Genomic DNA, 16841 nt, shown 5'->3' with positions numbered 1-16841 from the left:
CGGTGCTTTAAATGAACATCCGTCGAAAACGTTTCAGAGATGGTAGATAGCCATGATCAATGCTTTAATTCTTATTGTTGAGGATGAGCCCGAAATTGCTGAAATCATCGAGACGTATCTGTCTCGCGAGGGGTTTCGCGTTGTCACGGCAGGTGACGGAACTGTCGGGTTAGGGCATCATCTTCGTCTTCGCCCTGATCTCGTGGTCCTAGATATTAAGTTGCCGGGACAGGACGGTTATGACGTTTTGGCTGCAATCCGCCGCCGCGGCAATACGCCAGTCATCATGTTGACCGCTTTGGCCGAAGACTTGGATAAGCTGCAAGCTTTACGTATCGGAGCCGATGACTACGTTGTTAAGCCTTTTAATCCGCTTGAAGTCGTAGCGCGTGTGAAAGCCGTCCTTCGAAGAAGTATGGGTGTGCCGACTGAACGTTTGTTGCGCGTGGGGCCAGTAACCGTGGACTTACAGGCGTATCGTGTCACGGTTGAAAGGGACACAGGTCCTCTCACGCTTGAGTTAACAAAGACAGAGTTCCGTATTCTATCCCATATGGCTTCGAGTCTGGGGAAGGTTTTTGAGCGCTCGGAGTTGGTTGATGCGTGTCTGCCCGAAGGTGAAGCGCTCGACCGGACTGTGGATAGCCATTTGAGCAATTTGCGCCGCAAGTTAGCTGCCGCCGGAGCTGACGGATTGCTTACTGGAGTGCGCGGCGTTGGATACCGCTTGGACAATACAAATGGGTAAAAACTTAAACTCATTGATTGTGCGTGCGATGATAATGCTTACGTTGTTGGCGTTCGCTGTGGTTTACTTCGGGCTGACGGCTTACTTTTTTTTCATTTATGAATGGCTTTATCCCGATTTCACCGATGATGACGTACTTCGGACGGGCGATATCATAACTCTGGGTCTTCTCTTAGGAGTGGGTATATCGACAGCTTCAGTGCTTGGGTGGGTTCTTGCGAAGCGGATTGTCGACCCGTTGAAGTCGGTTGCGAATGCGGCGCGCAAGATTGCAAATGGTGACTTCTCTGCACGCGCCAGTTTACGACACGAAAACTTCGGCGAGGCAAGGGATTTGGTTAATGACTTCAACCAAATGGCGGAGCGATTGCAGCGTGCGGAGGCTGAGTTGCAATATTCCAATTCAGCGATCGCGCATGAGTTGCGGACACCGCTGACGATACTTCGCGGCCGCCTGCAAGGCCTATTGGATGGAGCCTTTTCACCCAGTAGTGAATCCTATGCACGCCTTATCGGGCATGTCGACGACCTGTCGGCAATTGTCGAGGAATTGCGCACACTCGCACTCGGTAACGCTGGCAAACTCGACCTGCGGTGCACCCAATTTGACTTAGCGACAGAGGCTGAGAGTGTTCTTGCATCGCTGGAAGATCAGTTCGAAAAATCTGGGATCAAAACGGTGTCCGCGCTTGGCCATGCAGTTACAGTCGCTGACCGTTGGCGTGTGCGTCAGGCTTTCATAGCCTTGCTAGAAAACTGTTGCCGTTACGCACCGCAAAGCACCGTGTCCGTCGAGACCGGCGTCGCAGGCGAACACGTTTTTTTCCGCTGTAGCGACACGGGGCCAGGCATCTCCGAGGAAAGCCGATTACGGGCTTTCGAACGCTTTTGGCGCGCTGACGATTCGAGGGGACGGGGCAGGGGCGGATCCGGTCTCGGCCTATCAATTGTGAAAGCGATTGCACAGGCGCATGGAGGGGACGCCCGTATTCTCTCCCTTAAAAACTCCGGCTTTGGGATCGAAATCCGCATTCCTATCCGAGAAATCGCGGCTTCGAATTGAGAGAACCAATGTCTCCAACGCCTCAAAACCCAGACGATTATGACAGTCTTGCCGCGCAGCACGTCTCATTGCGGCGTGTGTTAGCACTCTTCAGGCCTTACCGGAAAAGGATCGCGACTGTTATTGTGCTGATGTTGATCGCATCGACAACCGGATTGGCAGGGCCTTTCCTTTTGCGTGCGATTATTGATGACGCATTACCCCGAAATGACCTCAAGCTGTTGAGCCTGCTTGTGGCAGGTATGATCCTTGTCGCGCTCGTGTCAGCCGTAATCGGCGCATGGCAGGTGGTTCTAAGTTCACGTATCGGGCAGGCTGTTCTGCATGACCTGAGGGTGAGATTATACGCCCATCTGCAGAATCTTTCACTTCGGTTTTTCACGGGCACCCGCGTCGGGGAGGTGCAGTCCAGAATTGCAAATGACGTTGACGGTCTTCAATCGCTTGTCAGTGATACGGCTAATGAGCTCGGGCGCTCGCTCAGTTCTGTCATTATGACGTCTATCGCCATTATTATTCTCGACTGGCGATTGGCGCTCCTCGTACTGCTTATCGTGCCAGGAACACTTATTATCAGCGGCCGTGTTGCCCGGGCACGCGAGGCTATCACCTTTCAGCAACAGGGCCGCGCCGCCGATTTGTCGGTTGCCGTGCAAGAAACACTTTCTGCCTCCGGTATCATCCTCGCTCGCACGATGGGCCGTGCCGCACATTTAAATCAGCGATTTAACCGCATCTCAGGTGATCTCGCACAACTTGAGGTGAGATCACGAACGGCGGGTGAATGGCAGTGGTCTTTCATCGGCTTTGCACTCGCCGTTCTGCCAGCATTCACTTTACTTGCAGGCGGACTGTTAATGAACACAGGAAGCCCGGCAACGATAGGCACACTCGTGGCTATGATCGCGCTTCAAGAGCAGTTGCTATGGCCATTCGAGCAGTTACTTGAACTTGGCCGTGATGCGCGGAAGACGCGGGCATTGTTCGCAAGGATATTCGAGTATTTAGACAAGCCAGTGGAAATCACGGAAAAAGCGAAAGCTACCACAATCCTTCGGAGTGATATGAGAGGAGAGGTGGAGCTGGATCACGTCAGTTTCAATTACAGCGAGGAAGGCCGTTCAGCTTTGCACGACGTCAGTCTTACCATCCAAGCGGGTAGCAATGTCGCAATTGTTGGGCAGACCGGGTCTGGAAAGACAACTCTCGGATATCTGCTGGCCAGGCTCTACGATGTCGACAGTGGCGCAATCCGGTTTGATGGTGTTGATTTGCGTGATCTCAGCTTCAATTCTTTGTCAGAAATGTTAGGGGTGGTCTCTCAGGATCCATACCTGCTGCACGCTTCAGTGGCAGAAAACTTGCGTTTCGCGAAACCTGAAGCAACCGATGAGGAACTCTATGCTGCGGCCAGGACCGCCCAGATCCATGATCATATTATCAATCTACCTGAAGGTTACGACACGATCGTGGGCGAAGATGGCTATCGCTTCTCCGGCGGAGAAAAGCAACGTTTGGTTCTAGCCAGAACTATTCTCCGGAATCCTCCGGTGCTTTTGCTTGATGAGGCAACAAGCGCTCTTGATACCCGCACGGAACGTGCAATGTCAGAGGCTTTGGCACGCATGTCGAAGGGACGAACCACCATTACGATTGCCCATCGATTATCCACTATACGTGACGCTGACATAATTGTGGTTATGAAAGCAGGGCGAATCGTGGAACAGGGTAACCATCAGCAGCTTTTGGCTCTAAACGGTACTTATGCAGAGTTACTGCAAAATTCATAATTGTAATACGCGTCTTCCCATCGGGTACTGAGGACATTAATTTGCGCCGCAAGAAAGCCAGCGCAGATTAATGTCATTCTTTTTTGTCATTGAACCGGCAATTTTCTTGCCGATTTGGCAGAGTTTAAGGCGCTGATCGAACGTGATCCAACAAGGCTCCATAAGTCAGGGCGCGTCACATCGAGTGAACTTGTACGGTCACATTCTGCGGCAGATAAAATTCCAAATATCCAACTAATCTCCAATCTTCGTCCACGCGATCTCGATATAGGCCTGTTAGCTCTGCGGGTGACATGTGATTATTGTAAAGGAAGAGACGAAGAAACGGTTGTGTTTTTAAAGCGCATCCGAAAAATACTACTGTAATTCTCGCAAAAAGATAGAAATGTAAATTCACAATATTTTGTAAATGCATCCTATTGGATGCAGATATAATATGTTTACCTATTTTATATAGATGCAATATTGACACACCTAGTAATACGCAAGTAATAGATGAATTAAAAAGTTGAAAATGGTTAGTGAATCTTACAATAAGTCATTGCCTCATAACAAAGGAGAGTGAAATTGAACGCTAAAATTATTATAGTATCATCGGTAGCATCAATTGTATCTATTACATCTGCGAGCGCTGCTGATTATATTGTTTCACCAGAGCCTGAAGCGGTCCAGTACGTTCGTGTATGCGATGCATATGGCGCTGGTTACTTCTATATTCCTGGTACGGAAACTTGCCTGCGGATTCATGGCTATGTTCGCGCTGACCTTGTATTATTTTGGATTTTAATACCGTGGAGGCAATCAATACTGTTACTGAGAAAATCGTTGACTTTGTCTCGGCCACTTATTCAACCGCTGCTCGCGATGCACAAGATCTGGGGTCTTTCGTGGTTTTTTGCATGTGTTGTTGGTGTCATCTACTTCTACCGTGTATTGACAACGAATCGGTTGTAATGGGATGATCTTCTAAGTTCGGAACAAGCTCTATTGTCCAGAGAAACTAGACACTTGACCTTGTCTGCCTTTTCGTGACTCTACAATTCTGCTTGGTTATCTACGCCAGATTCAGCAATGAACTTCGGTGGCGTCAAGCCAGCCTGTGATCAAGAAGACCACTTGTATTAGTTCAGTGCCGATCCGCGCAACACGGCGCTCTAGCGCTGTTTCTGGGGGATGGGCAGCAGTTGGTTGGGCACAGTTACGTTAAATTTGTTGTCATCAGAGTTTGCGATTATGCGTTATGCAATAGCCTCGTCCCTCGCTTGATTATCGTCAGTGTTTTCCAGCAACGATTATTACTGACACCGAATGGCTGTGCTCTAGCTTCCCGTTGTGTTTAATATGGTCGAGGACATGCTTGCTTACCACGGGATTACCATTACTCATAGAACGGTTCGCGAATGGGCTGATAAGTTCGGGCGACAGTACGTCAGCGCTCATCGTTGCCGGACACCACGACTAGTGGGCAAATGGCATCTGGATGAATGCGTGATATTAATCACAGGCGAAAAACATATTCTCTGGCGTGCTTTCGATCAGCATGGGTTTGTGCTTGATGTGTTGTTGCACAACCACCGAGATACCGCCAAAACGCTTTATCCGTACTATTATAAAGTCAGGGTTCTAACTTCGCGTTCTGGTGACAGATGAGTTTGGTTCTTACGCTTCGGCAAATCGTGAGGTAGGCCTGAGCATTTGCGATTATCGCAGCATCAGGGTTTGCCTAATCGGGCCGAGGATTCCCTCCAGCAGATACGAAAGAGATAGCGAATCTTGAGCGCGTTAAATCAGCGAGAAATCTGAACGCTTATGCTAAATCCACGACCCGATTTACATCACTATTTTCCCCGCAACCATCTCAGTACAACAGCTCACCGTGACTTGCGCATGCTGCCACCAACATGTGGCGTGAAATCGCTGGCCTGTAGTCCAATTAACAATCACGGGAATTATCCAGCCGCGGCTGCACTAAGGGTAAAGTCCCCAGCTGATCCGCAATCCACACCTGCATTCGCGCTGGTATTGGAAGCATTGAGATTTTGTAATTAGCCTCTAATTTCGAAGTAACCCAAACGTCAAGCTCGGAAGCATGTTATCATTCGCAAGTTGCACATCAGCTTGAACCAAGCGCTCTAAACATGTTAACAAACCTATTCCTATTCCTAACATCTAGAGGTTGAATATCTGCATGCTGTTTAACTTTCCGCCAGAGACCTTCGTAGTGGCAACTAGCGACTACAACCGACCTTATGATAATCCGATCGACGTCAAAGCCGGTGATTTTATCATGCCTGTTACTGATGGATCGGTGGATACAGACATCATGGGTTGGACGTGGTGCGTGGGAAGGGATGGGCGTGCCGGATGGACTCCTAATAGCTGGTGCCAGCCGATTGGTGAAGGCTGGCAAATCTCGCGTGATTTTTCTGCTCTGGAATTCACGCTGAGCAAAGGCGATCGACTCCGGCTGCTCTTCAGTGAAAGCGGCTTCCTTTTTTGCGAGGCAGACAGTGGTGAACGCGCATGGGTGCCCGACGCGGTTATGACGCTCGCGACATAAGAGCAAAGCTACCTTTCGGCATCTCTTTGCAACGGAGCGGGCGGACAGGAGAATGGAAACAACCTGATTGCAATGCGCTTTCATCCCGGTCGTTCAAATATATCTTGTAAGGTCCGGAAAATGATCCGACTGCTTACATCTTTCAAATGTGCCAGACGAGTCTATCGGTGACTGTTGACCACCTAGCCATTGCGCTAGCGTACTATGGTGCTATCGTCGAAATTTGATACGATGCTGGGTCAGTTTTGCGAGCAGCAGAATAAATTGTGGCAATGAACGTTCGGGAGGCTTGCCTTGTAGCAAGTCGATACAAGTATAACCTTACCTTAAATGCCAACTCGCGCTGTGATACCTATAGCCAGCGAGAGAACTCGCTGTTGATCTTGATACAATGTATATATGTAAAGCGCTTGCTGTTTAGGTTTTTGAAGAAGCAACGATGTTCACCAAAGCATATCGTCACTGACAAGCTCCGATATTAAGGTGCAGCGAAGCGTGAGATTGTGCCTCATGTCGATCATCGTTTACACAAGTGAGAGAACAATAGAGGCGAGAATTCGCACTTGCCGTTTCGGAAACGGGAGCCAACCCGGCAAGTTTTTCCGTTGATAGGGTCATTGCCATATTTCTTATCAATCTTTTTAGCCTCCTGAAACCATTTTGTTTCCGCAAGTCTGATCTACAGGCTGAGCAAATCTAATGGCATTGTATAAACCGTTATCGCCGAAGTTATAGCCATGTGGCTCAAACTGGCCATAAATCCAATTGACTGCTTCAAGCTATGTGACTGCACCGAAGTCACATCACCGAAGTCACATCCCATCTTTATTTCCAAATCACCTTGGCATTGACCTCAGATCACTCTTTCTCAAGATAGATATCGGCAAGGTCACGGAGATCCCAGTTTCCGCCGGTCAAAACTGCACAGACATTCTCATCTTTTTGCACGTTTATAGAACCTGCCAGGAGAGCACCGATACCTATCGACGCGGCGGGTTCAGCGATGAGTTTTGCGTCAGTTGCGAGCGCTCGCATTCCTGCAACTATATGCTCATCGTCAACCAGAACGATTTCGTCGACATATTTCTCGATAATAGGATAAGGATTGCGGCCGGGCACACTAATCCTGAGACCATCTGCGATGGTATCTTTGAGAGGAAGTGAGGTGGGTTTACCGTTCTTGCGGCTCCAATAATATTTGGGCGTTAGAGCTGGCTCCGCGCCGATAACACGAACAGAGGGATTAATTTCCTTGATTGCCGTCGCAACACCGGAAATCAGACCGCCGCCGCCGACAGGAACAATCACGGTGTTGACTTCCTTCAGGTCTCCGAGGATCTCACATCCAATAGTGCCTTGACCTGCCATGACCATCGGATCTTCAAAGCCATGGATCACCGCGTAGTTATTGGCTTCCGCGATCCGATATACTTCTTTCCATCTGGTAGCGTTGTCACCATCAAATAAAATGACGTCAGCACCTAAAGCTCGAGTGTTCGCAATTTTGATTTTCGGAGTAGTTACGGGGAGTACAAGGACAACTTTGACACCAATCATTCGGGCGGCATATGATAGTCCCTGTGCGTGATTTCCAGAAGAGGAAGAGATAATCCCGTTTGCAATTTTCTCCCGTGGAAGCGCTAGCACGGCGTTCAGAGCGCCTCGAATTTTGAATGCGCCGGTCACTTGCAAGGTTTCTGGTTTCAGATAAAGATTACAAGCGACTTTGGCCGCGATTTTGTCTGCTCTTAGAATGGGAGTATGCCAGACGTAGGGCTTAATCCGTTTCTGCGCATCTCGAATGTCTTCAATTGTTGGATAGTTTAGCATTCATCACCGCCTGCATGCGCTTTCCCGAGTGGGACGCTGCTATTGTTCCAAAAAGGAAAATCTAGTGCCCACGTTCTGGCGAAGGGCGCTCTGATAGATCGCATTCGCTGTTGTATTATCCTGAGCAGCCATCCCAGTCGAATCGAAGATAGTTATCTCTTCGGCATTCTCTCGACCGGCTTTTGTCCCCATCAAAATCTCACCAATTTCGGCGTGAATACCATTCATTGAAATCATGCCACGATTGAGTGCATGCCAAATCTCACCTTTTTGCGAGCACTGGCTCGTCGAATCCGTGACGATTTTAGCATTCTGAAATATCTCAGGCTCCAGTTCCTGCTTTCCCAGAGCATCTGTCCCAATCGCAACAATATGTGTTCCTGGTTTTATCCATTCGGTTTCTACCAGGGATCCCTTGCCGCGCGTGGTCGTAACCAAAATATCTGCTTGCTCTACAGCTTCTCGTTTGGATGCTGCCATTGTCACGGGAATATTGAATTCTCTTTCGATGTCAACTTTGTATTTTAACAGTGTTTCAGGGTGAGAATGCCACGCATGAATCTCCTCGATTTGCATCACTTCTCGGATTGCTCTAATTTGCATGCGGGACTGATTGCCGGTGCCGATAGAAGTTACTTTTTTCGCGTCTTTGCGAGCCAACAATCTGACCGAAATCGCACCGGCAGCCCCAGTCCTTAGACCTGTAATCAGACTGCCATCCATCACGCATACCAAGGCGCAACTTTGTGCGTCAAAAAGAAGGATAGTTCCCATACCATTTGGAACGCCATGACGAGAGGGATTGTCCCTGAACCCGCCTGAAGACGCTTTCATTGATATCATTTCTGATGATTTCAAATAACCCAGCTTGAAGTCAATTTCGCCGCGTGGAGCAGGTAAATCCAACCCCATATAACCTGGCTGTTCGACTTCGCCCCGGCTAAACGCGCGATAAGCGTCTTCAACAGCATCAATTACCGAAGAAATCGAAATGAGTTTTTTGACTTCATTTTTTGTCAATAATAACGTTTTCAAACTCGTCTCCGTCGGTCGAAAAATCTGCAGCGGATTAGATCGCCAAACCGAATGTCGCAATAACTGAGAAGCATAAAATGCTAAACTGATCTCAATTGCGGAACTTACCTCTGAAATGTCATGTTTTATTGACCAATCGTTGGCTTCGTGGGCATGGCTTTTTTCGCCAGGCGCACGGGGGATATGCCAGTGAATAGCCTCCGATACGATCAAGCCCGACGTCATCATGGCATCGGGCTTATTTTTTACGTGGATAGTAGATCGATCAGGCGGGACGTTCGCTGGCATTAGGACGCCATTTTATCAGCCGTGTTTCAACCACATCAAGAATGCTGTCGATAATCAGCACAAATATCCCTAGGATCAGGATGCCTGCAAAAACGCCCACGGCATCGAAATTGCCCTCAGCCTGAGCGATAAGGTAGCCAAGGCCAGCAGACGAACCCAGGTACTCGCCAATGATAGCTCCAACGACTGCGAAACCTACGGACGTACGCAAAGACGAGAGAATCCAGCTTGCGGCAGCGGGGAAATAAACGTGACGCAAGAGATCAGAACGTTTGGCACCGAGAATACGCGCATTGGAAAGTACGACCGGATTAACTTCACGTACACCCTGCATTGCGTTGAAGAACGTAACGAAAAATACCAGTGTGACAGCGAGTGCCACTTTGGACCAGAGACCAAGCCCCAACCAAAGGACGAAAATTGGCGCGAGCACAACACGAGGTATCGCGTTCAGTCCTTTGATGAAGGGGTCGAGAATCCGCGATGCACTACGACTAAGGCCGAGCCAAACGCCTGCTGCAACACCGAGAGCAGTTCCGATCAGATATCCAAGAACAGTTTCCGTCAAAGTGATCGATACATGCCGATAGAAGCTCGTATCACTTACCCATTCGACGACTTGATTGAAAATATTAATAGGTGCCGGAAAGAAGAATACGTCGATGAAACCCAGGGACGTACCCAGCTGCCAGCCACCGAGAATAACGACCAGCAAGCCAGCCTGGATAAGTCGTTCAGTCATGGCGTTCATAGCTTTTCTCCACTTCGCCGCGAAGCGACGCCCAAATGTTGCGGTAAAGATCCAAAAAGCGTGGATCAAGTTTAATTTCCGCGACATCTCGCGGGCGATCCAGATCGACGTGGAAACTGTCGATTACCCGGCTTCGGGGTCCTGCGGCCAGAACAACAACGCGATCTCCAAGCGCTATGGCTTCCTCCAGATCGTGCGTAATCATAACAACCGCACGGCGCTCTTCCTGCCAGAGCCGCAGAAGTTCATTCTGCATGAGGTGGCGTGTATGGATGTCGAGTGCGGAAAAAGGCTCATCCATCAAGATGACTTTTGGACCTGTGATCAGCGCCTGTGCCATTTGAACGCGCTTGCGTTGACCACCTGAAAGCTGATGAGGATAGCGGTGTTCAAATCCTTTCAAGCCAACCTTGGCGAGCCAGTTGAGCGCACTCTTGCGTCTCTCAGAGGTGCCTACACCTTTAAACATCGGTCCAAGCTCGACGTTCTCCAGTGCTGTTTTCCAAGGTAGAAGCGCATCCTGCTGAAACAAATATCCAATGTCGTTATGAACACCTGTGACGGCCTTACCGTCAATTGATACTGTGCCGTTTGAGGGTTTCAATAATCCCGCGATTGCATTGAGGATCGTACTTTTTCCGCAACCTGTCGGTCCAACGATGGCGAGAAACTCGCCATCTGCAACGGTCAGATTGACATTTTCGACGGCAACAAAGTTACCAAACGACATGGTCACGGCATCAATTGATACCATCGCTTTCGGGTTTGGACTTTTTGCGACTTCCGGCGCAGATTTGACGACGGCCAATGTCATTGCCTCCTCCTCCTAATTCGTAGCCGCGTGCGCTGCTTTATCGACGAAGCTGTTTGTATATGTTTTCGATAGATCGATTTCGGTTGCCCCAACTTTTTTGTTGAAGCTCTTCAGAACAACCAATGGTGTTTCGGTATCTTCTTCATCGAACTTTCCATCCGTGGAGAAGATCGCCTTGGCATTCTGTACGGCTTTAATGTACGTCTCGCGGTCGCCAGAGATGAATTCCTTAGGTAGCTTTTCAACGATTTCCTCTGCCGAATGGGTGTTCATCCATTCCAGTGCTTTAACTGTAGCGTTGGTGACTTTTTGAATGGTTTGGGGATTGCTATCGATGTAGTTTTGCGTGGCATAGAGAACTGATGTTGGATAAATGCCCCCGTAGATTTCTTTGGCACCGTCGTCGCTGCGTCCGTCAATGAGAATTTTTCCGACGCCTTTGGCTTCGATAAATGTCGCAGCAGGATCATAATTAACCAGCAGGTCGATCTTGCCCTGTTCAAGAGCCGCAACCGCAGCCGAGCCGGAACCAACGCCGATCAAAGCAATATCATCTGCAGAAAGATTATGGCGCTGTAGATAATAACGAACGAAGAAGTCCGATGAAGATCCCGGTGCGGTAATACCGATTTTTGCACCCTTAATTGTCTCAGGTTTTGCTGGGTCGAATGTTGAACTGTTCCCACCAGCAAGAACAAGCCCGGAGTTGCGCGCCAATACGACGAAGCCAACCACGGCCTTGTTCTGTGACTGCATCTGGATCGTGTGGTCGTAGAAACCCACAGCAATATCGGTCGATCCGGCAACGAGTGCCTGCAAGGTCTTTGAACCGCCGGAAGCAAAATTTTCGACCGTGACGTCTAGTCCTTCTTTCTCATAAAGGCCCAGTCCCTGCGCAACAGGAAAGGGTAAGTTATTGAGATTGTAAGACCCGACGCTGATACGGACCGGTTCAGCCATTGCCGTTCCGGCAAAAGCTACAGTTGCTGCCAAGGCGAGCAAAAATTTACGCATTACTTCTCCTCCGATTATGAATGGTGCCCTCCCGGCGACCAGTTGAATTATGCCGCGCAAACGATCTGTTTGACAGGCTTAGCAAACACATGACCGTCAAATAGACGCCGGGCTGTGCGTAGTATTCCGGCAATTATCTTTCCCTCACGCTCCTGTAGCTTGACGTCGAGGTGGCCGCTGGGATGCTCGATCGTCATCACAAGCGGCGGTTTACGAAGTCCGATGAGTTTCGATGCGACCGTATCAGCCGTTATGCAGGCGGTTGCGATGCCCACTGCGCCAGTTGTGGCAAGGGACGGATGACAATCATGTGGCATGAAGTAACGCACATTGATATCGCCGCCGCATTTTGGTCTGCTGATGAGTACCGGCTTGGGTGTGACCTGATTGGTAACGTCACCCATGCCCATACGCCTGCCGGCCTCGATTCGCACGCGTTCAAGCTTTACAAGAAGCGCAGTGTTAACATTGAGTTCCGGCGCGCTCTCGTACCCGCTCAAATTAAGAGCTTCAGCGTTGATAAGAACCATTGGCATCGCGCAATCAATGCATGTCACGGCCAAATCTTCAATCATCTCATCGGAAGCACCGGTAGGGAACAATTTCCCAGTTCGTGCACCTGCGGCATCCATGAAAGTTAGCGCAATCGGAGCAGCTTTCCCGGGTACACCATCAATGCTGGCATCACCGAGATATGAAACTTTACCATCAGGTGTCGGCACTTCTGCCTCTATTAGCTTCCCCGTGTTGACGTTGTGAATGCGAACAATCGTCATTGTGTTCTGCGCTTTCATCAGTCCCGCTTCAATTGCAAACGGGCCAACAGCTGCAAGCATGTTGCCGCAATTAGGTGCGGTATCGACCAATTGCTGATCGATACGGACTTGAGCGAAAAGATAGTCAACATCGGCACCGGGAATTGTCGATGGACCGACGATTGCAACTTTACTGGTCACAGGGTTTCCGCCACCAATACCATCGATCTGGAGCGGATGACCGGAACCCATGATCGAAAGCAGAATCTGATCACGTTCGTTGCGATCCGGTGGAAGATCGGATGACAGAAAGAATGGGCCTTTCGATGTGCCGCCTCGCATCAATACACAGGGTATAGACATCAGATCGTTCATGCTTGCGCTTTCGCCTCCACTCATGTGTAGTGGGTATCAATCAGTTTGTTTATTGCACTCTGTGGCAAACTGATTGATATGTGAAATGCGAAGATTCGGAGTATTGATGCAAAATGAGCATTAATTGTGAAATACTAGACTTAAGAGCATTTCTCGCAATCGTTGAACTGGAGAGTTTTCACAGGGCGGCTGATACATTGAACATGTCCCAGCCAGCACTGAGCAGGCGCATCCAGAAGTTGGAATTGGCCATTGGTGCGCCATTGTTGGAGCGCACCACTCGACATGTTTCGCTTACAGCCCTTGGCACGGAACTATTGCCTCTGGTGCGGCGTATGCTGGAGGAGTTTGACGGCTCACTTTTTGCGGTGCGTGATCCTGCCGTTCAGCGCGGCGGCCTAGTGACTATTGCATGTCTACCGACAGCAGCATTCTACTTCCTGCCGAAAGTTATAAAGCAGTTCAATATCGAGTATCCAAACATCCGATTCAGAATTCTTGACCTTCCAGCCACTGATGGATTGCAGGCTGTTGCACGGGGAGAGGTGGAGTTCGGTATCAATATCATGGGAACAGCCGACCCGGATCTGATCTTTGATCGGCTTGTCGAGGACCCCTTCGTTCTTGCTGCCAGCAAAGATCATCCTCTTGCGGAAAAATCCGAAGTCGGCTGGGACGACTTAGCACCTTATCATTTGATCACAGTTCATCGCTCAAGCGGCAATCGAACATTGCTCGATGGAGCTTTGGCAAAATCCAACATTAAACTTCGTTGGTTTTATGAAGTAACTCACTTGTCAACCTCTCTCGGTCTTGTGGAGGCGGGGTTAGGCATATCTGTGTTACCGCAAATGGCTACACCGCAAGGAGAGCATCCACTTTTAATTACGAGGCCTATTCGAAACCCCGAGATCTCAAGAACTATAGGCGTTGTAAGACGCAGGGGGGGCACGTTATCGCCGGCAGCGGAGCGATTCCTCAAAATGTTGATCGGCACATGGGGGAGTTTTTGAGGGGCTTATTGGCAAGAAATTTCACGACGCCCTTATAAGTCGTTTTGGCTTGGTAAAGCTACTCCAAGTACACCAATCAGGCACATTAGGAATATTCTTGACCGGCGATCTCAACGAAGCGTGGGATTGCGTGTAGGGTTAAAAGCTACTCCAATATTCTTCACTCTACCGCAAAATCCCTACGGAAACGACGAAACGGGATACTTCAACACCAACCAATCAACCCCCGATATTAACGCATTAGGCGCAGGCTTTTACCTTTTAGGTCTGCAACTAGGGAGTGCACTCAATCCCGGATGTATCGCACACATGGGCTTCGGACGCGGCAACCGCCTCCTAAGCGTCACGCGCAACAGTAGAAAAGTCGTAACGCGCCTTCATAGGCACTGTCCTTTGCTCTTTGTTTTTCGTCTAAAAGGTGCGCTGGGACCCAAGTTTCGTCGAACTTTGGACCTGTATGAGAGGGGTTTTCCGAGATCGCTGATCATGGGCTCCAGCCGCCGCTGCCGCAGTGGCGGATTATCACTTTGAGCAGATGCCATTTAGATCGTTGAAATAGAGCCCGCCGCCACCATCGTGGTCGTTCATCCCCGGCTTCCGCCGTGGGGGATCGGCCGAGTAATGCAAGCTCCGCTTGCCGAGTCGGTCATGCAAAGCGTCGATACTCGTGTCAACGAAGGGGAACTCGCAATGTTGTGGAACGACGGCACGACCCACATCCGTATAGTCGACGTGGACGCCATTGGCGGTGGAGACCATGCAGAACAGCCTCCATCTGCGCAGCGGCGGCACTCCGAGCATTTCAGCAAGAAACAGGGCAGAATCGTGCGCGTCTCGCGTCGCCAGGATCGTGTGATTGATATCGATACTCATCAGCCGCCGCCCATTCCAAAGCTGATCTATTCTGAGCCGACCTGCCTGATCGTCGAGGTCACCATTAGCACGGCAATGAGAGCCGCCCCCGCCACAATGTAGGCTGCTGAATCCCAGCCAAATCGTTCCAGTGCTCCACCGATAGCTGCTGGACCAAGTAGCTGTCCGAGATTGTTGCCCTGAACGATCAGGCCCATAACAATTGGGGTCAACCCTGCCGTTGGCGCCATAATTGGCGCGGAGGACAGCAGTATAGCCGGAACCACACCGCCTATCGCCGAAAACAACAGGCATAGGCCGAAGGCCGTACTTACCGGCAGCACGGGGAGAAATACCCCGAAGCTGGCCAGCCCCATAACGAGGCATGCAGCTATAAGGAGAGCAGGGCGGCTAAAGCCCTTGGAAAGGAGTAGTCCCGCTGTCAAATTGCCGATGACGTTCACGGCTGAGACCAGCGCGCTGAGCACGCCGGCCATCTGGTGCGAGACCTGTAGCCGCTCCATCAGCAGCACCGGCAGGAAGCTGAAGACAGCGAAGAACATTAGGCTATAGAGCGAAAATGTGATCGCGAGTCCCACGGCTCTCCGGTCGCGCAGCACGATCATGCTTTCGCCGCGTAAGCGGCTCCAGGACGTGTTTTGGCCTTTTTCGCCGGCAGAAATGAAGAGTGGAACGGCCAAGCAGATCACGAGTGCCAGCGCGCTGCTTGCCCACCACATCGTCTGCCAGTTGTCAAACAGCGGTCCGACTAGCATCGCTGTCGCCATGCCGACGGGCATGAAGCAGCTCCAAAGGGCGAAGGCCAGGTCACGATCAGATGGTCGTGTAACTTCTTCGAGCAATGACGGTGCAGCGACCGTCACGAGCAGGAAGCCCGCCCCTTCGATAATTCGGCCGGAAAACAGGCTTGGTAGTCCCGGTGCCGCCGCGCTAAGCGCTGCGCCGGCTGTGGTAATCAAAAGTCCGATGATGAGGATGCGTCTCGCACCGAAGCGCGCGACAAACGCACCCGTTGGAATGCCACCTATAAGGCCGATTACCGCAAATATTCCTGCCAGCCAGCCGATCGCCGTCAGTGCGATGCCAAAATCATGCTGCAACAGGGGCGCTGCAATCGCGGCCTTTCCAACTTGCAAGGCGGCTGTAATCCCGCTGGCAACTATGACGACCACGGCAGCCCAGCGCGTGGACACCGCTTTCCTTGTTGAAATCGAGTCCATCATGAGCCTCGTGCTAAGCGGCCGGCCACGAGTGCGGACGTGATCTCGGCGACATGCCGTCCCTGGAAGCGCGCGCCATCAAGCTCGTTTTCACTGACCGTGCGATGCCCTCCGTGACCATCATCAGCGAGCGTCGATGCGCCATAGGGAGAGCAACCGGTGATTTCGTCCATTCGCATCTGGCCCTTGAAGCTGTAGGGGAGGCCGACAATGATCATGCCGAGGTGGAACAGGACGGTCTGGGTGGACAGGATCGTTGTTTCTTGCCCGCCATGCCGGCTGCCCGTTGAGGTGAAGACGCTGCCCACTTTTCCGACCAGCTTGTCATCGAACCAGAGCTTACCGGTCTGGTCGAGAAAGTTCTTCACCTGGGACGCCATATTGCCGAAGCGGGTCGGTGTTCCGATGATGATGGCATCGTAATCCGCTAGTTCAGCCACCGTTCCGACCGGCGCAGACTGGTCGACCTTATATCCGGATGTTGCAGCAACCACTTCGGGAACAAGCTCAGGCACCCGCCTAACCGCCACGGTAGCCCCCGTCTCACGCGCGCCATCGGCCACCGCCATAGCCATTGTCTCAACATGCCCATAGGAGGAATAGTAAAGCACCAGCACCTTCGTCATCTCGTTGTCCTCGGATTGATCTTGCAGGCCGAAAGGTTGCATCAAAAAGAGAAGCGAAATAAGTGATATAAAAATAATATAGATGA

At 50.6% G+C, this 16841-nt stretch carries 14 protein-coding genes and 3 pseudogenes; 8 read left to right on the top strand and 9 right to left on the bottom strand.

Annotated features, from left to right (window positions below; translation table 11 throughout):
• Nucleotides 1-52 precede the first annotated feature (52 nt).
• From KMS41_22425 to KMS41_22395, 7 genes and pseudogenes are all read left to right on the top strand, one after another.
• Nucleotides 53-748, top strand: a complete 696-nt coding sequence (locus KMS41_22425; protein QWK80490.1) for a response regulator — start codon at nt 53-55, stop codon at nt 746-748.
• Nucleotides 741-1811 (top strand): HAMP domain-containing protein, encoded by a 1071-nt coding sequence (locus KMS41_22420; GenBank protein ID QWK80489.1) that lies wholly within the window; start codon nt 741-743, stop codon nt 1809-1811. The genes KMS41_22425 and KMS41_22420 overlap by 8 nt, the downstream gene beginning before the upstream one ends.
• 8 nt (nt 1812-1819) lie before the next feature.
• A complete protein-coding gene (locus KMS41_22415) occupies nt 1820-3601 on the top strand; it encodes an ABC transporter ATP-binding protein/permease (protein ID QWK80488.1) in 1782 nt (593 codons plus the stop codon).
• A gap of 567 nt (nt 3602-4168) precedes the next feature.
• Nucleotides 4169-4369, top strand: a pseudogene (locus KMS41_22410) (porin).
• Between the two features lie 2 nt (nt 4370-4371).
• Nucleotides 4372-4563 (top strand): diacylglycerol kinase, encoded by a 192-nt coding sequence (locus tag KMS41_22405; protein QWK81181.1) that lies wholly within the window; start codon nt 4372-4374, stop codon nt 4561-4563.
• 278 nt (nt 4564-4841) lie between these two features.
• Nucleotides 4842-5529, top strand: a pseudogene (locus KMS41_22400) (DDE-type integrase/transposase/recombinase).
• Nucleotides 5530-5789: 260 nt separating this feature from the next.
• On the top strand, nt 5790-6161 hold the full coding sequence (locus tag KMS41_22395; GenBank protein QWK80487.1) for a hypothetical protein: 372 nt from the start codon (nt 5790-5792) through the stop codon (nt 6159-6161).
• 858 nt (nt 6162-7019) lie between these two features.
• On the opposite strand, the gene KMS41_22390 is transcribed toward KMS41_22395, so the two are convergent.
• From KMS41_22390 to KMS41_22365, 6 genes are all read right to left on the bottom strand, one after another.
• Entirely contained in the window at nt 7020-7991 is a 972-nt protein-coding gene (locus KMS41_22390; protein ID QWK80486.1) for a threonine/serine dehydratase, read from the bottom strand.
• Between the two features lie 39 nt (nt 7992-8030).
• Nucleotides 8031-9026: an ornithine cyclodeaminase family protein gene (locus tag KMS41_22385; GenBank protein ID QWK81180.1), complete on the bottom strand. Its 996-nt coding sequence runs from the start codon at nt 9024-9026 to the stop codon at nt 8031-8033.
• 265 nt (nt 9027-9291) lie between these two features.
• The gene (locus tag KMS41_22380) at nt 9292-10065 is read right to left on the bottom strand and encodes an ABC transporter permease (protein ID QWK80485.1); all 774 of its coding nucleotides are present in this window, start codon (nt 10063-10065) and stop codon (nt 9292-9294) included.
• Nucleotides 10049-10819: an ABC transporter ATP-binding protein gene (locus KMS41_22375; GenBank protein ID QWK81179.1), complete on the bottom strand. Its 771-nt coding sequence runs from the start codon at nt 10817-10819 to the stop codon at nt 10049-10051. The genes KMS41_22380 and KMS41_22375 overlap by 17 nt, the downstream gene beginning before the upstream one ends.
• Nucleotides 10820-10891: 72 nt before the next feature.
• Nucleotides 10892-11893, bottom strand: coding sequence for an ABC transporter substrate-binding protein (locus tag KMS41_22370; protein ID QWK80484.1), 1002 nt, complete (start codon nt 11891-11893; stop codon nt 10892-10894).
• 47 nt (nt 11894-11940) lie between these two features.
• Complete coding sequence (locus tag KMS41_22365; protein QWK80483.1) at nt 11941-13023, bottom strand: 4-oxalomesaconate tautomerase; 1083 nt, start codon at nt 13021-13023, stop codon at nt 11941-11943.
• Between the two features lie 113 nt (nt 13024-13136).
• On the opposite strand from KMS41_22365, the gene KMS41_22360 reads away from it, so the two are divergent.
• Complete coding sequence (locus tag KMS41_22360; GenBank protein ID QWK80482.1) at nt 13137-14036, top strand: LysR family transcriptional regulator; 900 nt, start codon at nt 13137-13139, stop codon at nt 14034-14036.
• Nucleotides 14037-14520: 484 nt separating this feature from the next.
• Here the strand turns inward: KMS41_22360 and KMS41_22355 are convergent.
• From KMS41_22355 to wrbA, 3 genes and pseudogenes are all read right to left on the bottom strand, one after another.
• Nucleotides 14521-14909: pseudogene (locus KMS41_22355) on the bottom strand (VOC family protein).
• Between the two features lie 26 nt (nt 14910-14935).
• Nucleotides 14936-16132 carry an MFS transporter gene (locus tag KMS41_22350; protein ID QWK80481.1) on the bottom strand — a complete coding sequence of 399 codons (1197 nt, stop codon included), beginning with the start codon at nt 16130-16132 and terminating at the stop codon, nt 14936-14938.
• A complete protein-coding gene (gene wrbA, locus KMS41_22345) occupies nt 16129-16755 on the bottom strand; it encodes an NAD(P)H:quinone oxidoreductase (protein QWK81178.1) in 627 nt (208 codons plus the stop codon). Before wrbA ends, KMS41_22350 begins: the two co-directional genes overlap by 4 nt.
• Nucleotides 16756-16841 lie beyond the last annotated feature (86 nt).

This window comes from Ochrobactrum sp. BTU1, from assembly GCA_018798825.1.
Taxonomy (GTDB): Bacteria; Pseudomonadota; Alphaproteobacteria; order Rhizobiales; family Rhizobiaceae; genus Brucella.
This window is presented reverse-complemented; position numbering and strand designations above follow the sequence as displayed.